Origin of the sequence: Acinetobacter sp. 226, assembly GCF_048147925.1 — a bacterium.
GTDB classification, from domain to species: domain Bacteria; phylum Pseudomonadota; class Gammaproteobacteria; order Pseudomonadales; family Moraxellaceae; genus Acinetobacter; species Acinetobacter pecorum.
The window spans coordinates 1-21,543 of record NZ_JAYWYX010000018.1; the positions used below are offsets into that span (position 1 = coordinate 1).

Annotated in this window: 20 protein-coding genes and 1 pseudogene; 12 read left to right on the forward strand and 9 right to left on the reverse strand. The window is 37.2% G+C overall.

Features of this window, described 5'->3' with window-relative positions; all coding sequences use genetic code 11:
• Positions 1-440: 440 nt before the first annotated feature.
• From VXP95_RS09775 to VXP95_RS09785, 3 genes are all read right to left on the reverse strand, one after another.
• Positions 441-1,514, reverse strand: coding sequence for a Gfo/Idh/MocA family protein (locus VXP95_RS09775; protein WP_416711925.1), 1,074 nt, complete (start codon positions 1,512-1,514; stop codon positions 441-443).
• A gap of 142 nt (positions 1,515-1,656) precedes the next feature.
• Positions 1,657-2,211: a cytochrome b gene (locus VXP95_RS09780; protein WP_416711973.1), complete on the reverse strand. Its 555-nt coding sequence runs from the start codon at positions 2,209-2,211 to the stop codon at positions 1,657-1,659.
• A 159-nt stretch (positions 2,212-2,370) separates the two neighbouring features.
• On the reverse strand, positions 2,371-3,294 hold the full coding sequence (locus VXP95_RS09785) for a LysR family transcriptional regulator (protein ID WP_416711926.1): 924 nt from the start codon (positions 3,292-3,294) through the stop codon (positions 2,371-2,373).
• Positions 3,295-3,433: 139 nt separating this feature from the next.
• Here VXP95_RS09785 and VXP95_RS09790 point away from each other — a divergent pair, with 139 nt between their 5' ends.
• Genes VXP95_RS09790 through pcaF form a run of 4 tightly spaced genes read left to right on the forward strand, consistent with a single transcriptional unit; the run spans position 3,434 to position 6,869 of the window.
• Positions 3,434-4,312, forward strand: a complete 879-nt coding sequence (locus tag VXP95_RS09790; protein ID WP_416711927.1) for a dioxygenase — start codon at positions 3,434-3,436, stop codon at positions 4,310-4,312.
• Positions 4,309-4,992, forward strand: a complete 684-nt coding sequence (locus VXP95_RS09795; protein ID WP_416711928.1) for a 3-oxoacid CoA-transferase subunit A — start codon at positions 4,309-4,311, stop codon at positions 4,990-4,992. The genes VXP95_RS09790 and VXP95_RS09795 overlap by 4 nt, the downstream gene beginning before the upstream one ends.
• Before the next feature lie 2 nt (positions 4,993-4,994).
• Positions 4,995-5,648: a 3-oxoacid CoA-transferase subunit B gene (locus tag VXP95_RS09800; protein WP_416711929.1), complete on the forward strand. Its 654-nt coding sequence runs from the start codon at positions 4,995-4,997 to the stop codon at positions 5,646-5,648.
• Between the two features lie 9 nt (positions 5,649-5,657).
• Positions 5,658-6,869: a 3-oxoadipyl-CoA thiolase gene (pcaF, locus tag VXP95_RS09805; protein WP_416711930.1), complete on the forward strand. Its 1,212-nt coding sequence runs from the start codon at positions 5,658-5,660 to the stop codon at positions 6,867-6,869.
• Between the two features lie 44 nt (positions 6,870-6,913).
• Here pcaF and VXP95_RS09810 read toward each other — a convergent pair whose 3' ends face one another.
• A complete protein-coding gene (locus tag VXP95_RS09810) occupies positions 6,914-7,600 on the reverse strand; it encodes a sugar phosphate isomerase/epimerase family protein (RefSeq protein ID WP_416711931.1) in 687 nt (228 codons plus the stop codon).
• Between the two features lie 461 nt (positions 7,601-8,061).
• Here VXP95_RS09810 and VXP95_RS09815 point away from each other — a divergent pair, with 461 nt between their 5' ends.
• The 8 genes from VXP95_RS09815 (at position 8,062) to VXP95_RS09850 (ending at position 17,444) form a co-directional block, all read left to right on the forward strand.
• A complete protein-coding gene (locus VXP95_RS09815) occupies positions 8,062-8,427 on the forward strand; it encodes a nuclear transport factor 2 family protein (protein WP_416711932.1) in 366 nt (121 codons plus the stop codon).
• 12 nt (positions 8,428-8,439) lie between these two features.
• Positions 8,440-9,507 (forward strand): maleylacetate reductase, encoded by a 1,068-nt coding sequence (locus VXP95_RS09820; protein WP_416711933.1) that lies wholly within the window; start codon positions 8,440-8,442, stop codon positions 9,505-9,507.
• Positions 9,508-9,592: 85 nt separating this feature from the next.
• A complete protein-coding gene (locus VXP95_RS09825) occupies positions 9,593-10,774 on the forward strand; it encodes a maltoporin (protein ID WP_416711934.1) in 1,182 nt (393 codons plus the stop codon).
• Between the two features lie 88 nt (positions 10,775-10,862).
• Positions 10,863-11,375 (forward strand): hypothetical protein, encoded by a 513-nt coding sequence (locus tag VXP95_RS09830; protein WP_416711935.1) that lies wholly within the window; start codon positions 10,863-10,865, stop codon positions 11,373-11,375.
• Between the two features lie 12 nt (positions 11,376-11,387).
• Entirely contained in the window at positions 11,388-11,534 is a 147-nt protein-coding gene (locus VXP95_RS09835) for a hypothetical protein (RefSeq protein WP_416711936.1), read from the forward strand.
• Between the two features lie 275 nt (positions 11,535-11,809).
• Positions 11,810-12,301 carry a hypothetical protein gene (locus VXP95_RS09840; protein WP_416711974.1) on the forward strand — a complete coding sequence of 164 codons (492 nt, stop codon included), beginning with the start codon at positions 11,810-11,812 and terminating at the stop codon, positions 12,299-12,301.
• Positions 12,302-12,303: 2 nt separating this feature from the next.
• On the forward strand, positions 12,304-14,484 hold the full coding sequence (locus VXP95_RS09845) for a hypothetical protein (RefSeq protein WP_416711937.1): 2,181 nt from the start codon (positions 12,304-12,306) through the stop codon (positions 14,482-14,484).
• Positions 14,481-17,444, forward strand: coding sequence for a tyrosine-type recombinase/integrase (locus VXP95_RS09850; RefSeq protein WP_416711938.1), 2,964 nt, complete (start codon positions 14,481-14,483; stop codon positions 17,442-17,444). Before VXP95_RS09845 ends, VXP95_RS09850 begins: the two co-directional genes overlap by 4 nt.
• A gap of 38 nt (positions 17,445-17,482) precedes the next feature.
• On the opposite strand, the pseudogene VXP95_RS09855 reads toward VXP95_RS09850, so the two are convergent.
• The 5 genes and pseudogenes from VXP95_RS09855 to ntrB form a co-directional block, all read right to left on the reverse strand.
• Positions 17,483-17,650, reverse strand: a pseudogene (locus VXP95_RS09855) (helix-turn-helix transcriptional regulator); the annotation flags it as partial.
• 348 nt (positions 17,651-17,998) lie between these two features.
• Positions 17,999-18,850, reverse strand: coding sequence for an MBL fold metallo-hydrolase (locus VXP95_RS09860; RefSeq protein WP_005092574.1), 852 nt, complete (start codon positions 18,848-18,850; stop codon positions 17,999-18,001).
• Between the two features lie 32 nt (positions 18,851-18,882).
• Entirely contained in the window at positions 18,883-19,677 is a 795-nt protein-coding gene (locus VXP95_RS09865) for a sulfite exporter TauE/SafE family protein (RefSeq protein WP_416711939.1), read from the reverse strand.
• A gap of 91 nt (positions 19,678-19,768) precedes the next feature.
• Positions 19,769-20,671, reverse strand: coding sequence for an ABC transporter ATP-binding protein (locus VXP95_RS09870; protein ID WP_416711940.1), 903 nt, complete (start codon positions 20,669-20,671; stop codon positions 19,769-19,771).
• A 13-nt stretch (positions 20,672-20,684) separates the two neighbouring features.
• Positions 20,685-21,539 carry a nitrate ABC transporter permease gene (gene ntrB, locus VXP95_RS09875; protein WP_416711941.1) on the reverse strand — a complete coding sequence of 285 codons (855 nt, stop codon included), beginning with the start codon at positions 21,537-21,539 and terminating at the stop codon, positions 20,685-20,687.
• Positions 21,540-21,543 lie beyond the last annotated feature (4 nt).

Consider the following 21,543-nt stretch of genomic DNA (forward strand, 5'->3'; position numbering starts at 1 on the left):
GTTTTAGGAGTATGTTTATTCATTTTGAAATTATAGGACTGAATAAACCTTATAGGCTAGGTTTGTGCAACAAAGCCTCTTTAAATCCATAAATAGGTGTCCACTTAAATTTAAGTGGACACTATCGCGGTATTAATGAGTTAGAAAAAGTGGGGTTCAGCGGACGCTTACGCAAAACCAGCAATTGCAGACATTAATAAAGCATATATCATTGCGATACGTATACTTTGAGGTTCCTTAATATAATTTTCTGTAGAAATACTACTTTCAGACTTATCCATTTAATACCTTTTTTAAATACCTTACCTGTATTTGTTTATTATTAATAATTTAAAATTAAGCCAACAACCTAAATTACGAAAAACTCTTTTTCAACAACATTCAAAAAATAAAAAGCCTCCATATAGTAAATACATAGAGGCTTATATTTTATACAAAATTTAAAGAGCTACTTCTGTTCCATTATTTGCTGCTGATTCAAATAATTTTGCCAATAATATTGAAATATTATGTGCTTGAGTTGCTGGAACTTGTGACGGTTTTTTATTCAAATAAGAATCAAGAAATGCATTTAGCTCACGATCGAAATAAATGGGGTTACCAATTTCTGCAATTTCTGGTGAATATTCTGTCTTTTTAGTTGCCCAAATTTCAGGAAAACTTGTTTCATGCCATTCTGTCCAACCTTCTGTTGTTCCTTCCACTCTACCTGTTTGATAAAGCTTATAAGAGGAAGGTAACGAACGAGATGACATAATACCTTCTGTTCCATAGGCAGTCATATCCCAACTTTCAGTCCACGGCAATACATCCCAAGACATAAAGTCAACTACAACAATTTTATCATCGTAATTTAAAATTGCCCCAGCAGCATCTTCTCTCGATTCTTCACCTTTAAAGCCATTAAACTTTGTAATCCGAGCATTCACAGATTTAGGCATACCAAAATGATGAAGAACACGATCAAATAAGTGACAACCAATCACAAAAAAGGCACCGCCTAAATCTCCTGGCTGTCGCATATGTGCTGTTTCAGCTTCGTTATGAGAACATCCTGCATGAGCACGAACTTGTAGAACTTTACCAATCTTTCCTTGTTTCAAACAATCTTGCATGACATTAATTGAAGGAGCAAAACGCCAGCAATAACCCACTTGAACGAAACCATTATATTTTTCTACAGCATCTACAATGCGTTGTGTATCTTGTTCACCACGACCTGCTGGCTTTTCAACCAGAACTGCTTTACCTTTTTCTAAGGCGGCAATAGTTAGATCAGCCATTTCATAACTTTTAGAATGTACTAAAATCATATCAATCTCTGGATTATTCAGGATCTCATCTTTAGTACAAATCGTTAAGTTTAAAGCATCACAAAAAGGTTTTAGAAGTTCACTGTGATCTGCCGCACCGTATATTTCAACATCATCACGTCTCTGCAAAGCTTTAACTCGTCCAGAGGTATGTGGATGGGTAATACCCAATAAAGCCACTTTTAGTTTATCTTTTTGCATTGCAAAACTCCTGTAAATATTTTCCAATTTTCTATTTCGCCCAAAATTAACTTTTTATTTTATGACGTTAAAGTGCTTTTTAGGAAAAGATTATTTCATATTAGAAATAATCTTTATTTTTATATGAAATCAACCATTTTTCTCATTTAGATTTCATCATGCTTAGCAGCACATTATCCTTATCAATAAAGTGGTGCTTTAAAGCAGCGACTATGTGCCCAACTATTAGAAACCCGGCAAACCATGAAAGATAAATATGCAGTGGTTTAACTATTGCTAGAAGCTCAGGATTAGTCTGTACTAATCTTGGAATTTCAAATAGATACAATACTGGAGCTGGATGTCCTGCACTCCAGCTAAATAAACAACCTGTAATAGGCAAAGCAATCAACATGAGATACAGCATAAAGTGTCCAAAATGTGCAAACTTTTTCATGATCGGTGACATGGTACTTGGCAACTCTGGTACAGGATGCGTGTATCGCCAAAAGATGCGAACAACCAACAAAAAAATGAGGACTGTAGCAATATTTTTATGTAAGGTAATGACACTACCTTTAAAAGAGCCATTAACCTCATAACTTAAAAAATTTCCACTATAGAACCCAATCAGCCAAGCAATAATAAAAATTACTGCCATAATCCAATGTAGACATTGGGCTGTACGTGTATAATATTTGGGCTTCATAGTAGTCATATCTTCTCTCATTTCAGTTGTATTACTCATTTAAAATTTTGATCTTAAATAAATAATGGGCTTAAACTATCATGAGGGAAACTATCTTGTTCACTAGGAGATATGAAGTTCACCATAGAAAAACAGTATTTCATATAAGAAATTTTTTTATGAAAACCCTTAATAATGAGAGAAACCAATGGACTGGATACCATTCCAATAACGTTCATATTCCTTTTTAGTAAAGTCATCGATTAGAAAGTCTATAAACAAACGGTTCTTTATAGGCATAAATTGCCGACTTTGAAAAGCAATATTGATCGTTAATTCTGGCAAATGCCAATCTGTAAGAATTGGGATCAGTCTTCCCTCTACAATATCTTGATAAATAATATATAAAGGTTGAATTAATATTCCTGCACCACTTAAGGCGACTGCTTTAACAATTTGACCATCATTTGTTTCTAACACAGGATCAATTGTGAAATTACAAACTTCGCCTTCTTTTGAAAAACTTAGAACTCTAGGATTATTTGCATGACTATAAAGTAAAATGTCGTGATCTTTTAGCTCTTCAATTGTCTTAGGTTTTCCTCTTTTTTTAATATAGTCATAAGATGCCGCCAAGATTCTACGAGTACTTGCCAATTTTTTAATTGTTAGATTTGAATCGGGTTCAAACTCTCGTGTACGAATCGCAAGATCAATATTACTGTCAATAATATCGTAGTAACGATTTGCACCAACAAGATTAATTTTAATCTTAGGATAAAGCTTATTAAAATGTGGAATCAAAGGTGCAAGATGCATAATCGCAAAAGAAACTGAGGATGTGATCGTCACTGTCCCTTCTGGTTCAACCGCTGATGAGCTAATGGATGATTCTGCTTGATCAATCTCCGCCAGTAAATCCTTACATTTTTTATAATATTCTAATCCAATGTTTGTTAAAGCTAAACGCCGAGTACTCCGTTCAATCAGTCGAACATTCAAACGGCTTTCTAGAGAAACAATATGACGTGTAGCAGCCGCATTTGAAATATCCAATGATTCAGCAGCTTTATTCAAGGTTCCAAGTTCTGCAACTGCAACAAACAGTTCCATGCTAGTGAGTCGGTCCATTGTCATATCTTCCTGATTATTCCTAAAATGAAATAAAGATTTTCCTTACAGCCATTTTATTTCAAATTACATCAGCTTAGCATGAGCAAAATAGGAATATTTCAATTTTTACGGAAAAAATATGAAAAATTTAGACGAAAGAACGATTACCCAAGCAGTCATTGAGCGTAACTCATCATCCAGTAATGAAAGATTAAAAGATATCATGCATTCTCTTGTAAAGCATCTGCATTCATTCGCAAGAGAAATTGAGTTAACTGAAGAAGAATGGGAAATTGGCATCAAATTCTTAACTGACGTAGGCCAAATTTGTAGCCCAACTCGTCAGGAATTTATTTTACTTTCCGATACGTTAGGTTTATCCACCTTAGTCATTGCACAAAACCATAAAAAACCTGTCGGTTGTACTGAAGCAACTGTATTTGGTCCGTTCCATGTCCAAAACGCCCCAAAGCTTCCACTTGGCAGTAATATGAGTATTGGAGTGAAAGGCACACCTTGGTTTGTCAAAGGACAAGTGAAAGGAGTTGATGGCAAAATCATTCCTTACGCTGAAATTGAAGCTTGGCAAGCTGATGATGATGGATATTATGATGTCCAAAAAGAGGGTCTGACAGAATATCAAGGTCGAGCTGTTTTTACAGCTAATCAGGAAGGCAAGTATTATTTTGAGACGATTGTGCCCGAAGCCTATCCTATTCCGCATGACGGTCCAGTCGGAAAAATGCTTGAGGCCTTAAATCGCCATCCATGGAGGCCTGCTCATTTACATTTTATGATTAGCGCACCAGGCTATGAACGTTTAGTTACTCATGTATTTAAAGAATCTGGAGAATATTTAGACTCCGATGCAGTGTTTGGTGTTCGTTCCTCTCTCATTGCAGAATGGGTTCGTCATGAGAATGGCACAGATCCAAATGGGCAATTCCACAATACTCCTTTTTACACTTTAAATTTTGATTTTATTCTGAATAATAAAAAGGTAGGCGAAGCATCATGATTGATAAAAGCACCACACTCAAAGAAGCATTATCCCAAATCAAGGATAGTTCAACCATCATGATCGGTGGTTTTGGTACAGCAGGCCAACCAGCCGAATTGATTGATGGATTGATTGAACTCGGTGTCAAAGACTTGGTGATTGTCAATAATAATGCTGGTAATGGCGACTATGGTCTTGCCAAATTATTAAAAACAGGCGCAGTACGTAAAATTATTTGCTCCTTTCCTCGTCAGTCCGATTCATGGGTATTTGATGAGCTTTACCAGGCAGGCAAGATCGAACTGGAACTTGTACCACAAGGTAATCTTGCTTGCCGTATCCAAGCCGCGGGTATGGGCTTAGGTCCAATTTATACGCCAACTGGTTTTGGTACATTATTGGCAGAAGGCAAACCAACACTCAGTTATGAAGGCAAAGATTATGTGTTGGAGTCACCGATCAAAGCTGATTTTGCCTTGATCAAAGCTTATAAGGGCGATCGTTGGGGCAATCTAATTTATCGTAAATCTGCTCGTAACTTTGGTCCAATCATGGCAATGGCAGCCGATGTCACCATTGCGCAAGTGGCTGAAGTGGTTGAGCTGGGCGAGTTAGATCCTGAACATATTATTACCGCAGGCATTTTTGTACAGCATGTGGTGGCAGTCGGTACACCTGAAAACGAGCAAGGAGAATAACAATGAGCTACCAAAAATTAAGCCGTGATCAAATTGCTGAACGTGTGGCGCAGGATATTCCCGATGGTGCGTATGTGAATCTGGGCATTGGTTTACCGACCAAAATTTCAAATTATTTACCTGCCGATAAAGATGTATTTTTACATTCTGAAAATGGTTTGCTAGCTTTTGGTCCGCCGCCAGTAAAAGGTCAAGAAGATCCTGAACTGATTAATGCAGGTAAGGAATACGTCACCATGCTGACAGGCGGGAGCTTTTTTCATCATGGAGATTCCTTTGCCATGATGCGTGGTGGACATTTGGATATTGCGGTTTTGGGTGCTTTTCAGGTTGCAGCCAATGGCGATTTAGCCAACTGGCATACAGGGGCTCAAGATGCCATTCCAGCCGTAGGTGGTGCGATGGATTTGGCGGTGGGGGCTAAAAAAGTCTTTATCACTACGGATCATGTGACCAAAAAAGGTGAACCCAAAATTGTTGAGGAACTGACTTATCCAGTGACAGGCAAGCATTGTGTCGATCGGATTTATACCGATTTGTGCGTGATTGATGTCACCAAAGACGGTTTAAAAGTCCTTGAAAAAGTAGAGGGTTTGAGCTTTGACGAGTTGCAGTCTTTGACTGGTGCAAAACTGATTGATGCGACACAGGGATAGGAACAGATCATGAAAAATGCTTACATTATTGATGCCATTCGTACGCCTTTTGGTCGCTATGCAGGCGGTTTAGCACCTATTCGAGCTGATGATTTGGGTGCAATTCCATTACAAGCCTTGATGCAACGTAATCCAACAGTAGATTGGCAACAGGTTGATGATGTGATTTATGGCTGTGCCAATCAGGCAGGTGAGGACAACCGTAATGTCGGACGTATGTCGGCATTATTGGCTGGTTTGCCTTATCAAGTGCCTGCAACCACAGTCAATCGTTTATGTGGTTCATCACTGGATGCCATTGCAATGGCAGCTCGTGCGATTAAATCAGGTGAAGCCCATTTAGTGATTGCAGGCGGTGTAGAAAGTATGAGCCGTGCGCCGTATGTGATGGGTAAATCTGAGAGTGCATTTGGTCGCAGTCAAAAGATTGAAGATACCACGATGGGTTGGCGTTTTATCAATCCAAAACTTAAAGACATGTATGGTGTCGAAACCATGCCACAAACGGCGGAAAATGTTGCGGAACAGTTCAATATTAACCGTGCTGATCAAGATCAATTTGCTTTAAACAGTCAACAACGTACCGTAGCAGCACAAGCCAAAGGTTATTTTGCCAAAGAAATTATTCCTGTGACGATTCCACAGCGTAAAGGTGATGCGGTTGCGGTAGATAGCGATGAGCATCCACGAGCATCAACCACATTGGAAGCATTGACTAAACTCAAAGGTGTGGTGAAAGCAGAGGGTACAGTCACCGCAGGCAATGCCTCAGGTATTAATGATGGTGCCGCCGCCGTGTTGATTGCGTCAGATGAAGCAGTAACGCAATACAATTTAAAAGCTCGTGCCAAAATTATTGCGTCAACAACGGTGGGGGTTGAACCACGCATTATGGGTTTTGCGCCTGCACCAGCGATTCAAAAATTACTTAAACACGCCAATATGACTTTGGATCAAATGGATGTGATTGAGTTAAATGAAGCTTTTGCGGCACAAGCCTTAGCATGTACTCGTGAGCTTGGTTTAGCTGATGATGATGCTCGTGTCAATCCAAATGGCGGTGCGATTGCCTTAGGTCATCCATTGGGTGCATCAGGGGCAAGATTAGTAACGACTGCACTCAATCAACTGGAACAAACAGGCGGAAAATTTGCTTTATGTTCAATGTGTATCGGTGTGGGGCAAGGTATTGCACTGATTATTGAAAACTTAAATTCCTAGTTATATTTGCACTGGTGGATGCTCCATCCACCTTATATTTAAATCTAAAATTTCTTTAACGTTATACTATTATTCAACTCATTTTTATCAATTTTTGCTTTTCTTAAGAGCTTTTCAATTGAATAGTATGAAAGATAAGCTATCTGCTCTAAACTTTTTCCCTTATTCTCAAAAGAAAATACTTCTGCACAAAGTTCAGTTAATGCTCCTTTATTTTGCAGATATTGAAGCATCTCAATCAGTGGAAATTCGCCATCACCAGGCCATTTCCGAAAGAAACAATCCTCCTCCAATGATACATTGTCTCCTAGTTGTAATAAACCATCGCTAATTTGCACACTATGGATACGTTCAGCAGGCACAACATCAAGCATATTCAATGAAGAGTGGCTTCTAATAAAATGGACAGAATCGAACACCAAACCGCCATATTTAGAACCTGACATTTGAATAATCTTCCATGCTTCTTCTATTGTTTTAATCCCCCACATTGGAATTGGTTCTAAATCACAAATAAGACCGTGCCCATTTGCCATCTGATCAATAAGATAAAAATAATGTGCCAATTCATCAATTGAGTAAAGGTTTGATGGAAAGATTGCATTTAAACTTAAAGTAGACGCTCCTAGATTTGTTGCAATTTCAAAAAACTCACAAGGTGATGTTGAGTGTTCCTCATTAAATTTTTGATCAAAGTTTATTGCCTGCCATTGGGGAACCCAAGTACACAACGGATCTATTCTTGAGAAAACAACCCCCCATATCATCTGCCATAGACTTTAAGTCTTGTAAACTTATTCTATTTGCTTGAATAATCCTCTTAACCTCTTGGGGTTGAATGGAAAGAGCTGAGAGACCTGCCTTCTTTGTAGCACGTAACTTATCTTTGATATCTAGATGCAAAACATTAGAAAAAGGCATTATTATTTGTGAAGTTATAATATTCATAAAAATTCCATATAGATTAGGTTCACCTCAATTTAAATACCCCCTAAAAAATAGATAAACCTCAATTTTTAAATTAAGAATTTCATTAATAAAAAATATATAAATTACAAACAATTACCCCACTGTAAAACCAAATAAAAAAGATTCTTTCATTTATGAAAATATATTTTTCCTAATTGATATTTTTTAATTTTCTACAAAAGCTAGGATTAAATATCTAATTTTTTGATGAAATTCTTACACTATGGATGATGCATTAATAGAGAAGCTGGAAGAAGAGCGTTTTAGATCCATTGTTGAAAAGCGATATGAAGATTTTGCAAAGCTTGCTCATCCAGAAATGACTTATACCCATACAACAGGTATCACAGATAGCAAAGAATCGTATCTAAACAAACTGTTTGCAGGTCATTACGATTACAAATGGATTAAACATCCTATTTCGAAAATCCAAATTGTGGGTGATATCGCACTCGTCTTTGGAGAAATGCATTCTAATTTAATCGCAGGAAATGTAGAAAAAAGTTTGAAAAACAAGTCTCTGGCTGTTTGGAAAAAAGAAAATAACGATTGGCTATTTTATGCTTATCAACCAACCCCATTACCTTAAGGGAGCTTCATCATGAACAATGAATTTATCTATGATATTCCACAGAGTCGGGTCATCTTTGGTGCAGGTTCACTTAATAAACTTCAAGAAGAAATTGAACGCTTAGGCGCAAAAAAAGCACTCATCCTCTGTACACCAGAACAAGTTGAATTAGCTGAAAAGATTTCAAATTTACTTGGTAGTGCTTCTGTTGGTGTCTTTCCAAAAGCAGTAATGCATGTACCACTTGAATCTGCACAAGAAGCACGAGAAGTGGCGAGAAAACTTGGAGCTGATTGTGCCGTTGCTGTTGGTGGTGGCTCTACAACAGGTTTAGGTAAAGCAATTGCTTTAGAATATGATCTTCCAATTTTAGCTATTCCCACAACCTATGCAGGCTCTGAAATGACGCCTGTTTATGGCATTACTGAAAACGGTATTAAAAAAACAGGAAAAGATCCTCGTGTTCTACCAAAGACCGTAATTTATGATCCTGAATTAACCCTTACCCTACCATTAGAAATGTCGATTACGAGTGGTATCAATGCCATTGCACATGCAGCAGAAGGTTTATATGCTCAAAATGGCAATCCAATTATGTCACTTCTTGCTGAAGAAGGTATCCGAGCGCTCGCTGAAGGCCTAAAGAAATTAAAAACAGATTCACAAAATATTGAAGCAAGAAGTCTCTGCTTATATGGTGCATGGCTATGTGGATATGTACTTGGTAATGTTGGTATGGCAATCCACCATAAACTTTGTCATACCTTGGGAGGTAGTTTCAATCTTCCTCATGCACCAACCCATACTGTCGTGTTGCCTCATGCCATTGCTTACAATGAAAAAGCAGTTCCTGAAGCAATGTTAAGAATTAAACGTGCATTAGGTGTAACTGAAGGCACCGCTGCCCAAGCTCTTTTCCAACTCATTTCAGAGCTAGATGCCCCAACAGCACTATCATCATTAGGTTTAACCCAAGCAGATTTAGATAAAGCCACAGACATTGCTTTATCAAACCCATATTGGAATCCAGAACCTATTGAAAAAAATGCAATTCGCCATTTATTACAAAATGCTTTTGAAGGCAATCAACCGAATTAATTAAATCCCCCCATTAGTACCTATCTATACCTGAATTTTAGGGATAGATAGGTTCATTTTTTTTCAAAAAAAGGAACTTTTGAAGATGAAAATAACATCATTATTTTTAGCAATAACAATCATAACTGTACCTCAATTTTCAATGGGAGCTGAAATACATGGTTATTTCCGTACAGGCATGGGAACAACCAATAATGGTCATACACAAGAATGTTTTCAATTAACTGGATCTCCCTCTAAATATCGTCTAGGAAATGAATGTGAGCAATATGGAGAACTTTTTGCCTCACAAAATTTAATAACGCTATCGGATAATTCTAAAATCAATATTAACGGAATGGCTCAGTTTTATAACCAATATGGACAAACATTGAGCTTTAATGGTGACAATGGCTATACACGTATGAGCCAAATCTATTTGGACTGGACCAATGTTTCATTCTTAAATGGAGGAAACTTCTGGGCAGGAAGAAGATATTACAACCGAAATGATAGCCATATGTCAGACTTTTTCTATTGGAATCAAAGTGGTACAGGATTTGGTATAGATCATTATCAATTAAAGAATTTCGCATTAAGCTATGTTTTCTCAAGAAAGGATAACCTCTTTCAAGAGGATTATATTAATCGACATGACATCACAGTCAGTGATTTAGTCATAAATGATCAGAATAAACTAAATATAGGATTATCTTATATTGACGATGAGAATGATGGATGGGCATTGACTCTACAGACTATCACCTCAGATGTATTGAATGGTAAAAATACGATTGCACTCCAATATGGCGAAGGACCTGGTACAGGTTTGGGTTATACAGGTGATGTCCATCTTAATCGTCATAATACATCTTTCCGATTTGTGGATGTACTGGATTGGGAAACAGAAAATAAGAACTTCAACGGTCAGGCTCAAATCATTTATCAAAAAAATATTGCTCAAGCGTCTCCAAATAATGAATGGCTATCCATGGGTTCAAGAACTGCCTACGTGTTGAGTGATCATTTTAAAATTTCCGCTGAAGTTGGTTTTGACCAAATTAAAACAGATCAAGAAAAAAGAAATCTAACCAAATTAACTTTTGCTCCAACATGGTCACCGAAAGGCACTAGATTTTATGACCGACCAGAACTTCGCTTTTACTACACTCATGCTTTCTGGAATGACAGAGAACAAAAATTAAGAGACCAAATTGCGCCAGAAAATGATTTTGCTCAAGTTTCGCATGGTTCTAATTTTGGTATTCAGCTCGAATATGGGTGGTAAAACACTTATTTTTCGAAATTCTACATTATGTCTTAGCAAAAAGTCCAAGTCATGATTTAAATTTAAGCCACTAAGAGGTCACGTATTTATGCAGAAGTTTTTTATTCCCATCATCGGTATAGCAGGCATATTGCTAGCTATATTAGGACTTGCACTCAGTGCTGGAGGGGTTTATTTAATCACCTTGGGTGGATCATGGTTCTATCTTATCGCAGGTATCATGATGATACTCATTGGGATTGGATTTTTTAAACGTCGATCTTATGCCTTATGGATTGCACTTATCTTACTTGCCTTAAGTAGTTTATGGGCGATTTATGAAGTAGGAGCTGATTTTTGGCAATTAGTTCCTCGCATTGTAACATTCTTAGTCATTGCAATTGTTGCTTCCCTATTTGCCCCATTATTACTGAATAAGGATGGCAAACAAAGTCTTACTACTGCTCCAGCAATGGGTATCAGTATTGTACTATTAATTGGTTTTTTCTCATTTATTGGTGGAATGTTCAAAATCCATCCACTGGTCACAGCATCAGGTGAAAAGTCTAAAGTTATTCAAGAACATGCTGGTCAAGATCAAGGTAATGACTGGTCAGCATGAGGACGCAATACATTGGGAGACCGTTTCGCCCAGTTTACTCAAATCAATAAAGATAATGTTAAAGATCTTAAAGTTGCTTGGACTTATCGTACTGGTGACTTAGCAATTGATGGTGCTGAGTATCAGGTAACACCTATTAAAGTTGATGACACGATGTAGACTTCTTGCGTTAGTCAAAATTTAAACAGCCTAAAGCTACATTTTATAAGGTTTTAGCCAATTCAAAAATTAGGTAAAACGATACTTTCGCAAGAGGTCTAATATACGGCATATTCAGCCATTGCTCCCCTACTTAAAAAAATATGAATATATTGTTTTATTTTTAGCTATTTAGCACATATGGGAAAGCATATTGTATGTCTAGAAAGAAGAAAAGCACACCAAATTACCGCGTGCCTGCAAAAAACCTTCAGTTAATATGTTATCCAAAATGCATGCACGCCTACCAAATCTGGATTGCTCTATTTTTTCAGCTTAATCAGAAACAGCAAAACTATCATTTGGATTTTACTTTTCAACAAAAAGTCGACATTCCTGTTCTGACAACAGACAAACCTGATCACTATTTTTTTAGTAGTCATTTCAGCTGGATCTATGCCTATTCTTACAACAAGAATAAAAATGAATTTAAGTTCAGAGCTTATGAAAAAAATAATTCCTACGAATTCACCATCCAGGCTTTAAGCGAAGTAAAGGCCTTACTGTGTTCCGGATTACACCACTCCATTCATGGCTTAGACATCATTGCAAATTGGCTAAATGAAGAATACTTAGCTGCACATCTTCAGGAAGTTTTCGGTCAGGAAGTTTTAACTATCAATTATCTACGAGAATTATCAGGACTGTCTAAATCCAAAAGTCCAGTGAGTTCTATTTCAAATTATGCCGACCCACTGTCATTAGAAAAAATTCTGGCGGGAATTTAATCATGAATGGATATAGTTATTTAGAAGATACTCAAGAATTAAAGCTTGAGCTATTTCGAGACTTCTATCAAGCACTGGCGGAAGCAAAACTGGAAAATGATCAGGACTTCTTTAAGCTCAATGATTTCATCCGACCAACTGAAGTCGTTAAACTAATTAAAATTATGAATCAGCATCCTACTGATCTATCGATTAGTAAGTATCCATTAGCTCATTATCTCCTGGCGCTGATCAACACTCCATCAGCATATCAATCAAATGCACTGAAATGGGCCATTTTCAATACTCAATGCATTGAATTACTTGATAGCAAAGAACATGCAGCTACTGTAGCTAATCTTTGTAGACGTTTTCGTTTAGCCAGTACAAAGCAGGAATACCATTGGCTTTACAATTTTTTACCGTCTCTTCCGATCGAATTAGACGATCTTGTTGAATTTCTAAAAGAAGCTGAAACTGAGAATAGAAAATTATTTGACAAATCCAAAGAGAGTTTAAAGAAAACCCAAATAGGCCAATTGGCAGAAATCCGCGTTATTTATACGTATACCTATACTCAATCAGAACGTCAAAAAAGACACCGTCAAAGTAATCCAGGCATCCAAGAACCTCCCCAAACAGATGTTTACAAGACCTCAAGAACTACTCTTGATGATGAGCAAACGTATCAGACCAAGTTTGAACAGGGTACAGCTAAACAATCACGCGAAGATAAAGTCATTGAAACAGTTGAAGATCATAACTTTGAATTTACTGGATTAGAGCAACATTCTGTCACTGCCCAAATCGTAAATCTGAAAAGTAAAATTCTGCATCAAAACAAGAATGAGCTAATGAACAAGCCAAATCCTCGGGTTTTCGATTTACCTACTGCACGGCACGTTATGCAAGTTTTATTTGAAGAAGCAGAAAGTTCTCCCATTCATGCTTTACTTCTATTTTCAGTACTCAGTCTTACTTATTATAAAGATCTGCCAGTTTTCCAAAAAAACTCACGAATCACTGCAAAAAATAAAAAGGTTTTACTGAAGCCTGACTCGTGTTTCTTCAAACAAAGCTTTGAAATCTCTAAATTCAAAGATTTTGTTTTGAAAGAACATATGCTGAATACCATAAACTCTTTTACGATTCCCTTGCCTCAAGTTTACTTTAAAAATATTTTTCAACTAAAAAAGTGGGATCATGCAAAAATTGATTCAAAGGTACAAGAGCATTTACGTAGCATCAATAAAGAGCTGACTTTCCAGCTAACTCAACAAAATCTCCCACGTTTACTCAGTGACATTACATTGAATGAGCTAGGTTATGAATTGGAAAGTAAGTTACTTAGCGGCGTAAGCGTTCAGCACTATATTCCATGCCATTATTCTTCAACACAGATCATAGATATTCTCGATATTTATAGCCAAACACTTTATCTAGTTTGCCCGCAGCTCAACAGCAGTTATATCGAAGAATTTAAATCTCCTATTACTTTCGGTAGTCAGCAAACACCAGATCTGCCACTGGTTAAATCTTTATTTAAACAGCTTGATGAACAAGTTCGAGGTAATCCAAATCCTTTCAAAACACTGAAGTATTATTCAATTTGGCTTTGGCATATTTGCATGCTGATAACTTCAGCACGACCAAGTGAGTCCTTCCCGCCAAATCTAGATTATATTGACCTCGACAATCAATTGATGGCTGTTGCAGATAAAGAGCAGCGTTATTCGGGCACCATTGGACGATATCTACCGTTTAACGATTATCTTCGTGATGAAATACAGCATTACCTAAAATATTTAAAACACTTTCTCTACCTCACAAAAGCCTATCTGTCCAATGAACAAGTACAAACAATCCATGAGGTCTTCGAGGGTGAACGCCCCTTTCTATTATTTTACGATCCACAAGGAGATATCCGAAATTTAGAACTTTCTGATATTCAAAAATTCTGTACAGAAATAGCCCTTCAGCGCAATTGGACCCGCCACTTTTCTCGTTATTTTTTTGCACAATACTGCAATGAAGATATAGTTAAAGACATCTTTGGTCATGACGAAGCAATGCAGGGACTGTTTGATCGTTATTCGGGTTTTCAGGCAACTGATTACGATCATATTCGAGTAGCACAAGACAAGCTTGTCGAAATATTAGAACTTAAAAGTATGTCGACATTCAACGGGATCATGATTAAATGAGCAGACATCCACACTCCATAAAACGACAAAAAAAACTTATAAAAAATAAGGAATTTCTTCTTAAATTATTTAGTGAGAAATGCCTAGAGCTTACGCCTGAAAACTATTCCGATGTATATAGACAAGTCGATAATCAACTTTTGGAAAAGTACAAATCTAATACTCGCAGTCATAAAATGGCACGCTTAGAATTCGCGAAATATATCAAGCGTTTTAATCGTTTATCAAATCAAAACTACCCTATTCCTGCAACACCTGTTAGTCATGAATGCCCCCCACCTCAGCAAAATATTGAGACTTTAAAACATGGTAAAAGGGTGACTCAATTTGCCAAAAATTTGATTGCTCACTGGACAGAACATAATGACTTCAGTCCAACTCAATCCCTCACTTTTTGTTTGATCAGCACAATATTATTCAATGGCATTTATAATGAGAACGAACTACAAAAGTTTTTAAAAATCATTTTAAAAACAAAGAAATTTCAAAGCTTCTTAGACTCGAATCATATTGTTTCTCTAGAGATCCCAAATCCAAATTTCGGTAATCAGCGTATTAATGACCTTGAGTTTTCAGTCAGCTATACCAAAACATTTGTGCTGCACGATATTGTGAAATGCTGGATCTACAGACTAAAACATCAAAAATTTGATTTATTTTCGGACATTTATAATGCAGAACAACTGATTAATGCTTGTATTATCGAATGCTTTCCTAAAGAAAAAGTACGTTGTAAGGACCTGTTAAAATACGGTTTTTACTATACACAGTTCCTGAAAAACAGCGGACTGGATCAAATGTCCATTTGTATCTTAAAAAATGAAATTTGCAGTTCAAGTCCTCTTGAAAAACAATTAGCAGCTTATTTTGTTCAGGTTGAACAAGCTAATCCTAATAACAATAAGATTGAGAATACTTGTGAAAACCATCAGGCTCCCTCTATAACCAATATTTCTATAGATATAGCTGATGCTTTAGCAGAAATACGTCGAGCTATTCGTGCAAAAAACTATAGCGATCGACTCATAGAATTATATGCCAAGGAACAACCTCCAGCCTTGGAGCGTTTGCTGCTGTGGAGCATTCTACGCTCAAAATTAACGGATTCCCAACTAGACCTTCTCAATCATATTATTCAGCAGCAGCAACGATTTAAGCGCAAGCTTATACAAGCAGATTTTCAGTCAATTAAGCAAAGTTCTCTAAATACCATGTTTTCACAGTTTGCCGTCCATTGGCTACAGGCAACGCAAGACAAAGATATTGCATCATTTTCAGATGCTGACTTTGAAGATATGTATGGAGAAATGCTTTTATTAAAGAAAGAAACGAATCGAGCGACTATACAAAAACGTCTACAGGAATTTCATCACAAACAGAGCTTGTTCTTTAATGCTCCGGCTGTCGATCTGGATAATTTAATCCAACCAAAAATCTGCAAAACCGCACTGATCTCACCACATCTTTTTCACGGCATGTTACAGCGGCTCGAAACTAATCAAGGTATTTCGGTTCAAGATAAAAATATGTTTAAACTTATTTTTATTCTGGGTTTCAGAGCCGGACTACGGATTAATGAAACATTAAATATTTTTGCCCGTGATCTGTTTATTACTGAAGATGCTGTGATGTTAACTATCCGAAATAATCGCAGTAAAAATCAAAAAAGTTATTCAGCTTACCGTAAGATCCCTCTTCATCATCTGCTTAAAGCAGACGAATTACACGCATTCAAAACGTATAGTGAGAACAGACAACGAGTTCTAAAAGCACAAGGAAAATCACTTGCACAACCGCTGTTTCTAAAACAGTCCTTAAAAGAAACTCATGAAAATGAAGTAAATTCTCTATTAAAGCAGTTAATCCAGTCATTTTTCGGTGAGCACAATTTTACTTATCACAGCCTGCGTCATTCAGCATTTAATCATCTTTATCTGATTTTAAAACACTCACCGCTTGCTGATGCATTTACAGACTATACACCAAATGAGCAACTCCGCATCCGTTATGCCTTGCAACGAAACAGAAATACTCAACAGATCTGGTACGCCCTTTCTCATTTTGCCGGGCATCTGACACCTGAAACAACCTGTTCTAGCTATCTGCATTTAATGCATCTGGCAATCAGTTATCAGCTCAATCAAATACAAAGCCCGCTTCCTAAAGAAGCCTATTTTAATATTCTAAAACATGATGCTGCTGTTAAATACCCTGTTCAACAACGTGCAATCAGGTCGTTCTTATTTGATCAACTTACTAAAGACCGTTACAAGCAACATGATCATCAATATCAACCAAGGCACCAGCGTTCCACTGATCCACTCGTACTGGGAGCACATGATTCCGAAATGAGTTTTGAATTATTGCATCACATTCTTGTAGTTGAAAAAGAAGAGAATCTTTTATTACCTGAAGCTATTCCTTTGCAAGTAGCAAAAAAATTACGTGCTAGAGCCCTGCATTTGAAAACTTCCTGTCTAAACCAAAAAAAATCTTCCCGCCTATTTACTACAGACTTTTTAAGAAAATCTCCTAATGCATTGGTCACCATGTTGCCCACCAATCAGGAAGAAAAACAGATCATTCATACGGTTCAGGAACGCTTCACAGCAGTACATCATCAATATGAAAAACAACTCAATACTATCTATTCAATTTATCTTGAAAAAGTTCAGCCCAATTCAGCCCAGTTCATTTTTGAACTGAATGAAAAACGCCAATTGAAAAAGTTTATGTCTTTTATCAGCAGTTTATTTCCTAAAAAATATCTTCATCTTGAGCTTTCCCAACAGAGCAAGGAACAGCTCAAAAACACATTACAAGATTTAGCATTACGGACAGAAAATTTCAGCCTGAATGAGGATGAAGAGCGAATCAAGTTCTCTTTCAAGTATAAAGATGCAAAAGCACTTGGGGTATTCAAACTACTGATGTACCTAATGATCGTTTCTCGTCTTTAAGCGATCATTTAGATCGAAAATATCTTGGTAGAAAGTTCTTATTTCTTCACAACAGTTAATTTTAAACCAAATGGGGTTAAAAGTTTTAGCATTGTGTCTAGAGTTGGATTTGCATCTGATCGCTCTAGTTTCTATAAAGTTTGAAGCGAAATTTTAGTGATCTTGGACATTTCATGTACTGTCAGATGCAGCTCTGTTCTAATGTACTAGCTCAAACCTGATCTGACAGTTACCCATTTTTTAGTGTTCCTGCTTCAGCTTGCTTTAAAATACTCATGATTAAGCTATCTAAATATTTAGATGTTTTCATAGAAAATTTCCTCGTTTAAAGGTTATTCGATTTTCTACTTTTAAACTCGTTTAATTTTAGGAAGCATTACCCACTAAAAATCAGATAGCTTTTTTCAATCAATATATTTCGTTCAAAGATGATGCATGAAGCTAAAAATTCTGGGGTCCAAATATCCATCAAAAAGAAGATCACTTTTGAGTCATGAAAGATGTCTATTCTATAATGTTCCTAAGAATGAATAATTATTAATTATGAGGCCTTACTAAATTTGGTTTAATGGGATCTTCAAGTATTGGACTCCATTTTGACTGTTAGGTGGAAATTTACCTGCTGCCAAGTTAATTTGAATCGCATAAATCAATAACTGAGGTGGACTTAAAGTTGAGTCACGCTGCTGTCTCATATGTACAAAACTAGTTTTATCTACCTCTTGCTTAATATGAATATTTTCTTTTTTCTGTTGATCTACCGTACTTAAAAATTCATGTGATCTATAAGCCGGTGGATAATCGTGGCATAAATAAATTTTAGTGCTATTAGGAAATGCTAAAATTTTCATAATAGATTTATAAAGTTGATATGCATTTCCTCCTGGAAAATCACATCTCGCAGTACCAATATCTGTTGCGAATAATGTATCTCCGACAAAAATATGCTCCTCTACTTTAAAGGCAATATCTGCCGGAGTATGACCTGGAACATACAATGCCATAGCCTGATGACCACACAATTCAAAGACTTCATCTTCTTCAAAAAAATAATCAAATTGAGATACTGTGGCTGGAGGAAGATCATAAACAGGATGAAACATCTCAAATACAGAGTGGATATGCTTGCTTACCCCAATCTTTCCACCTAATTTTTGCTTGATATAAGTTGCAGCGGATAAGTGATCTGCATGAATATGGGTTTCTAAAATCCATTCAAGATGATATTGATGATCTTGAATATATTCAATAATTTCATCTGCATGCGATGTTGAAGTTCTCGCAGAATTAATCTCATAATCAAGCACTGAATCAATTACTGCACATTTTTTATTTTCTGTATCAGCAATCACATAACTAAATGTTGAACTTATTGGCTCTAAAAATGCTTGGATACTAAGCGCCATAAATAACCTCTATAAAATATTAATTTTAAAATTTATTTTGCAATCAACTGACTCATCATGATGCATGCTGTACACCACATAATTGCGGCACAAATACGCTGTAAAATGGGTTGAGGGATATAATGTATTACCCATCTTCCCAGAATAAGCCCTAGGATCGACATCACTATAAAAGGGTAACTCGTTGCAGGTATGTGCATGCCTTGATAAGCCATGATGCTGATTGTAGATATCGAAACCAAAGCAACCACCATCAAGGATGTTGCAATAATACTATGCAGTTTTATATCGCTACTCGCTGTCATTCCAGGGACAATAATAATCCCTCCCCCAATACCCAATAAGCCACTCAATAAACCTGAACTACCGCCTAAAAATCCGAGTTTCTTAAAGCAGGGATATGTCCAATTGAGGCGATGAGTTTCAGAATTAACCAGGCATGGCGCACTTGATAGCATGCTGGTTGCTTTCGTTGATGAACTGGCTTTTCTCCAAAGCTGAATGGCTGAATAAAATAGAAAACAGACAAATCCTGTCAAACTTAGCGTTAAAGGAATATAGTTTGCCAGCAACAAACCTAGGGGAACTAAGCAAAAACCAATCACAGCCATATACAAGGCAGCTCGATAGCGAACGATACCCTTATTGAGTCCCTGAACTGCAGCCCAACTTGCAGATAAAGCAATCGCTAACAGAGCGATGGGCTTTGCCTCTTCAAAGCTATATCCTAACCCCATCATGAGAATAGGAAGTGCAACGATGCCCCCACCGCCCCCTGTTAAGCCTAGTAAAATTCCAACAAACAGACCAAAAATGACTGTAAGCATGGCCACCTCCATTAATTTCCATTAGAAACGAATGAAATTAAAGATTCAGGCATCAACATACTCTCAATGTCACACGTGGATGCCTAAAAGGTTATACAGGTTGTTCCTTCATTTGCTGAACCTGTCCAATTGAACTTTTCTCATCACTGACATCTCTGGCTTTTAGGCCAGGATGAACATGTAAAGGTTCAGCATCAATTGGAATAAGATCTTTTTTCACTTCTTTGGAACGTCTTACTAAAAAGTCAATCAGATGGTTACGGATCTGATAGTATTGAGGGTCATGGTGCATCGTTTCACGACTTCGATCACGAGGTAAAGTATTCACCACAATTTCAGCTACACAGGCTTGAGGTCCATTACTCATTAACATGATTTTATCTGCCAGTAAAATGGCTTCATCAATGTCATGAGTAATCATAAAGACTGTTTGTTTAGTCATTTCACAGATTTTGAGTAGCTCGTCTTGAATCACACCTCGTGTTAACGCATCCAAAGCACCAAATGGCTCATCCATCAGCAACATCTTAGGTTCTACTGAAAATGCCCGTGCGATGCCTACACGTTGTTTCATTCCACCTGAAAGCTCACTCGGCTTTTTCTTGCCTACATTTTTGAGTCCAACCAAATCTAAAAATTTAGATGCGTGTTCTAGAGTCTTCTGTTTGGACCAGTCTGGGTAACGTGATTTAATTGCAAAACACACATTTTCTTCAACTGAGAGCCATGGCAACAAAGCATGGTTTTGAAACACTACACCACGATCTAGACTTGGCCCCTGAATCTCCTTACCTGCCATAATGGCAACACCTTCACTGGCCTCTTCCAAACCTGCAATCACGTTTAAAATTGTACTTTTGCCACAACCTGAGTGACCAATCACACAAACGAACTCACCCGGCATAATGCTAAAGTTAATATGCTCAAATACTGCAGGTTGGTCTTCACGGTAGCGCTTTGCTAGTTCTTCAACTTTGATAAAAGGTGTATTCATCTTATTCTCCGATTTATTCTACATAAGTCACTTTCTTTTGCAGTTGTCCAAACATCATGTCGAGTAACATCCCAATTAAACCAATTAGAAAGACTGCAAACACTACATTGCCAATCGACAGGTTATTCCATTGATTCCATACAAAGTAACCAATACCTGTACCCCCTACTAGCATCTCAGCAGCAACAATCACGAGCCATGCAATCCCCATTGAAATTCGCATACCGGTAATGATGGTAGGTGCAGCAGCGGGTAAAACCACCAAGAAAGCTTTACGAAGTGGATTCACTTCTAGAACTCGCGCCACATTGAGCCAATCTTTACGTACAGCTGCTACACCAAAAGCGGTATTAATCAGCATCGGCCACAGTGAGCAAATGAAAATCACAAAGATGGCTGAAGTCGTTGAATCTTTGATGGTGTAAAGTGCAATCGGCATCCAAGCTAAAGGTGAAATCGGTTTTAAAATCTGAATAAATGGATCAAGAACTTTGTATAGCAAAGGAGAATTACCAATCAAGAAACCCACAGGTATGGCAACCATTACCGCAAGTAAAAAACCAATCGCTACACGACCCAGAGAATGCATCAACTGGATACCAATACCTTTGTCATTTGGACCATTGTCATAAAATGGATCTTTGAGCTGATTGATAGTGATATCAACAAACTGAGCGGGTGTCGGCATGCCATTATTGGCTTTGATATTCCCATATTCATCTGGAATTTTTCCCATCAACTTTGCATATTCAGTTTGTTCACTGGTCATACCTGTCATTGGTTTTGGCATTGTTGCGATTTGCCACACCACCAGAAGTGATAACATGAGAAAACAGGATAAAACCGCTGACTTTAATTTAAAGGACATGTGC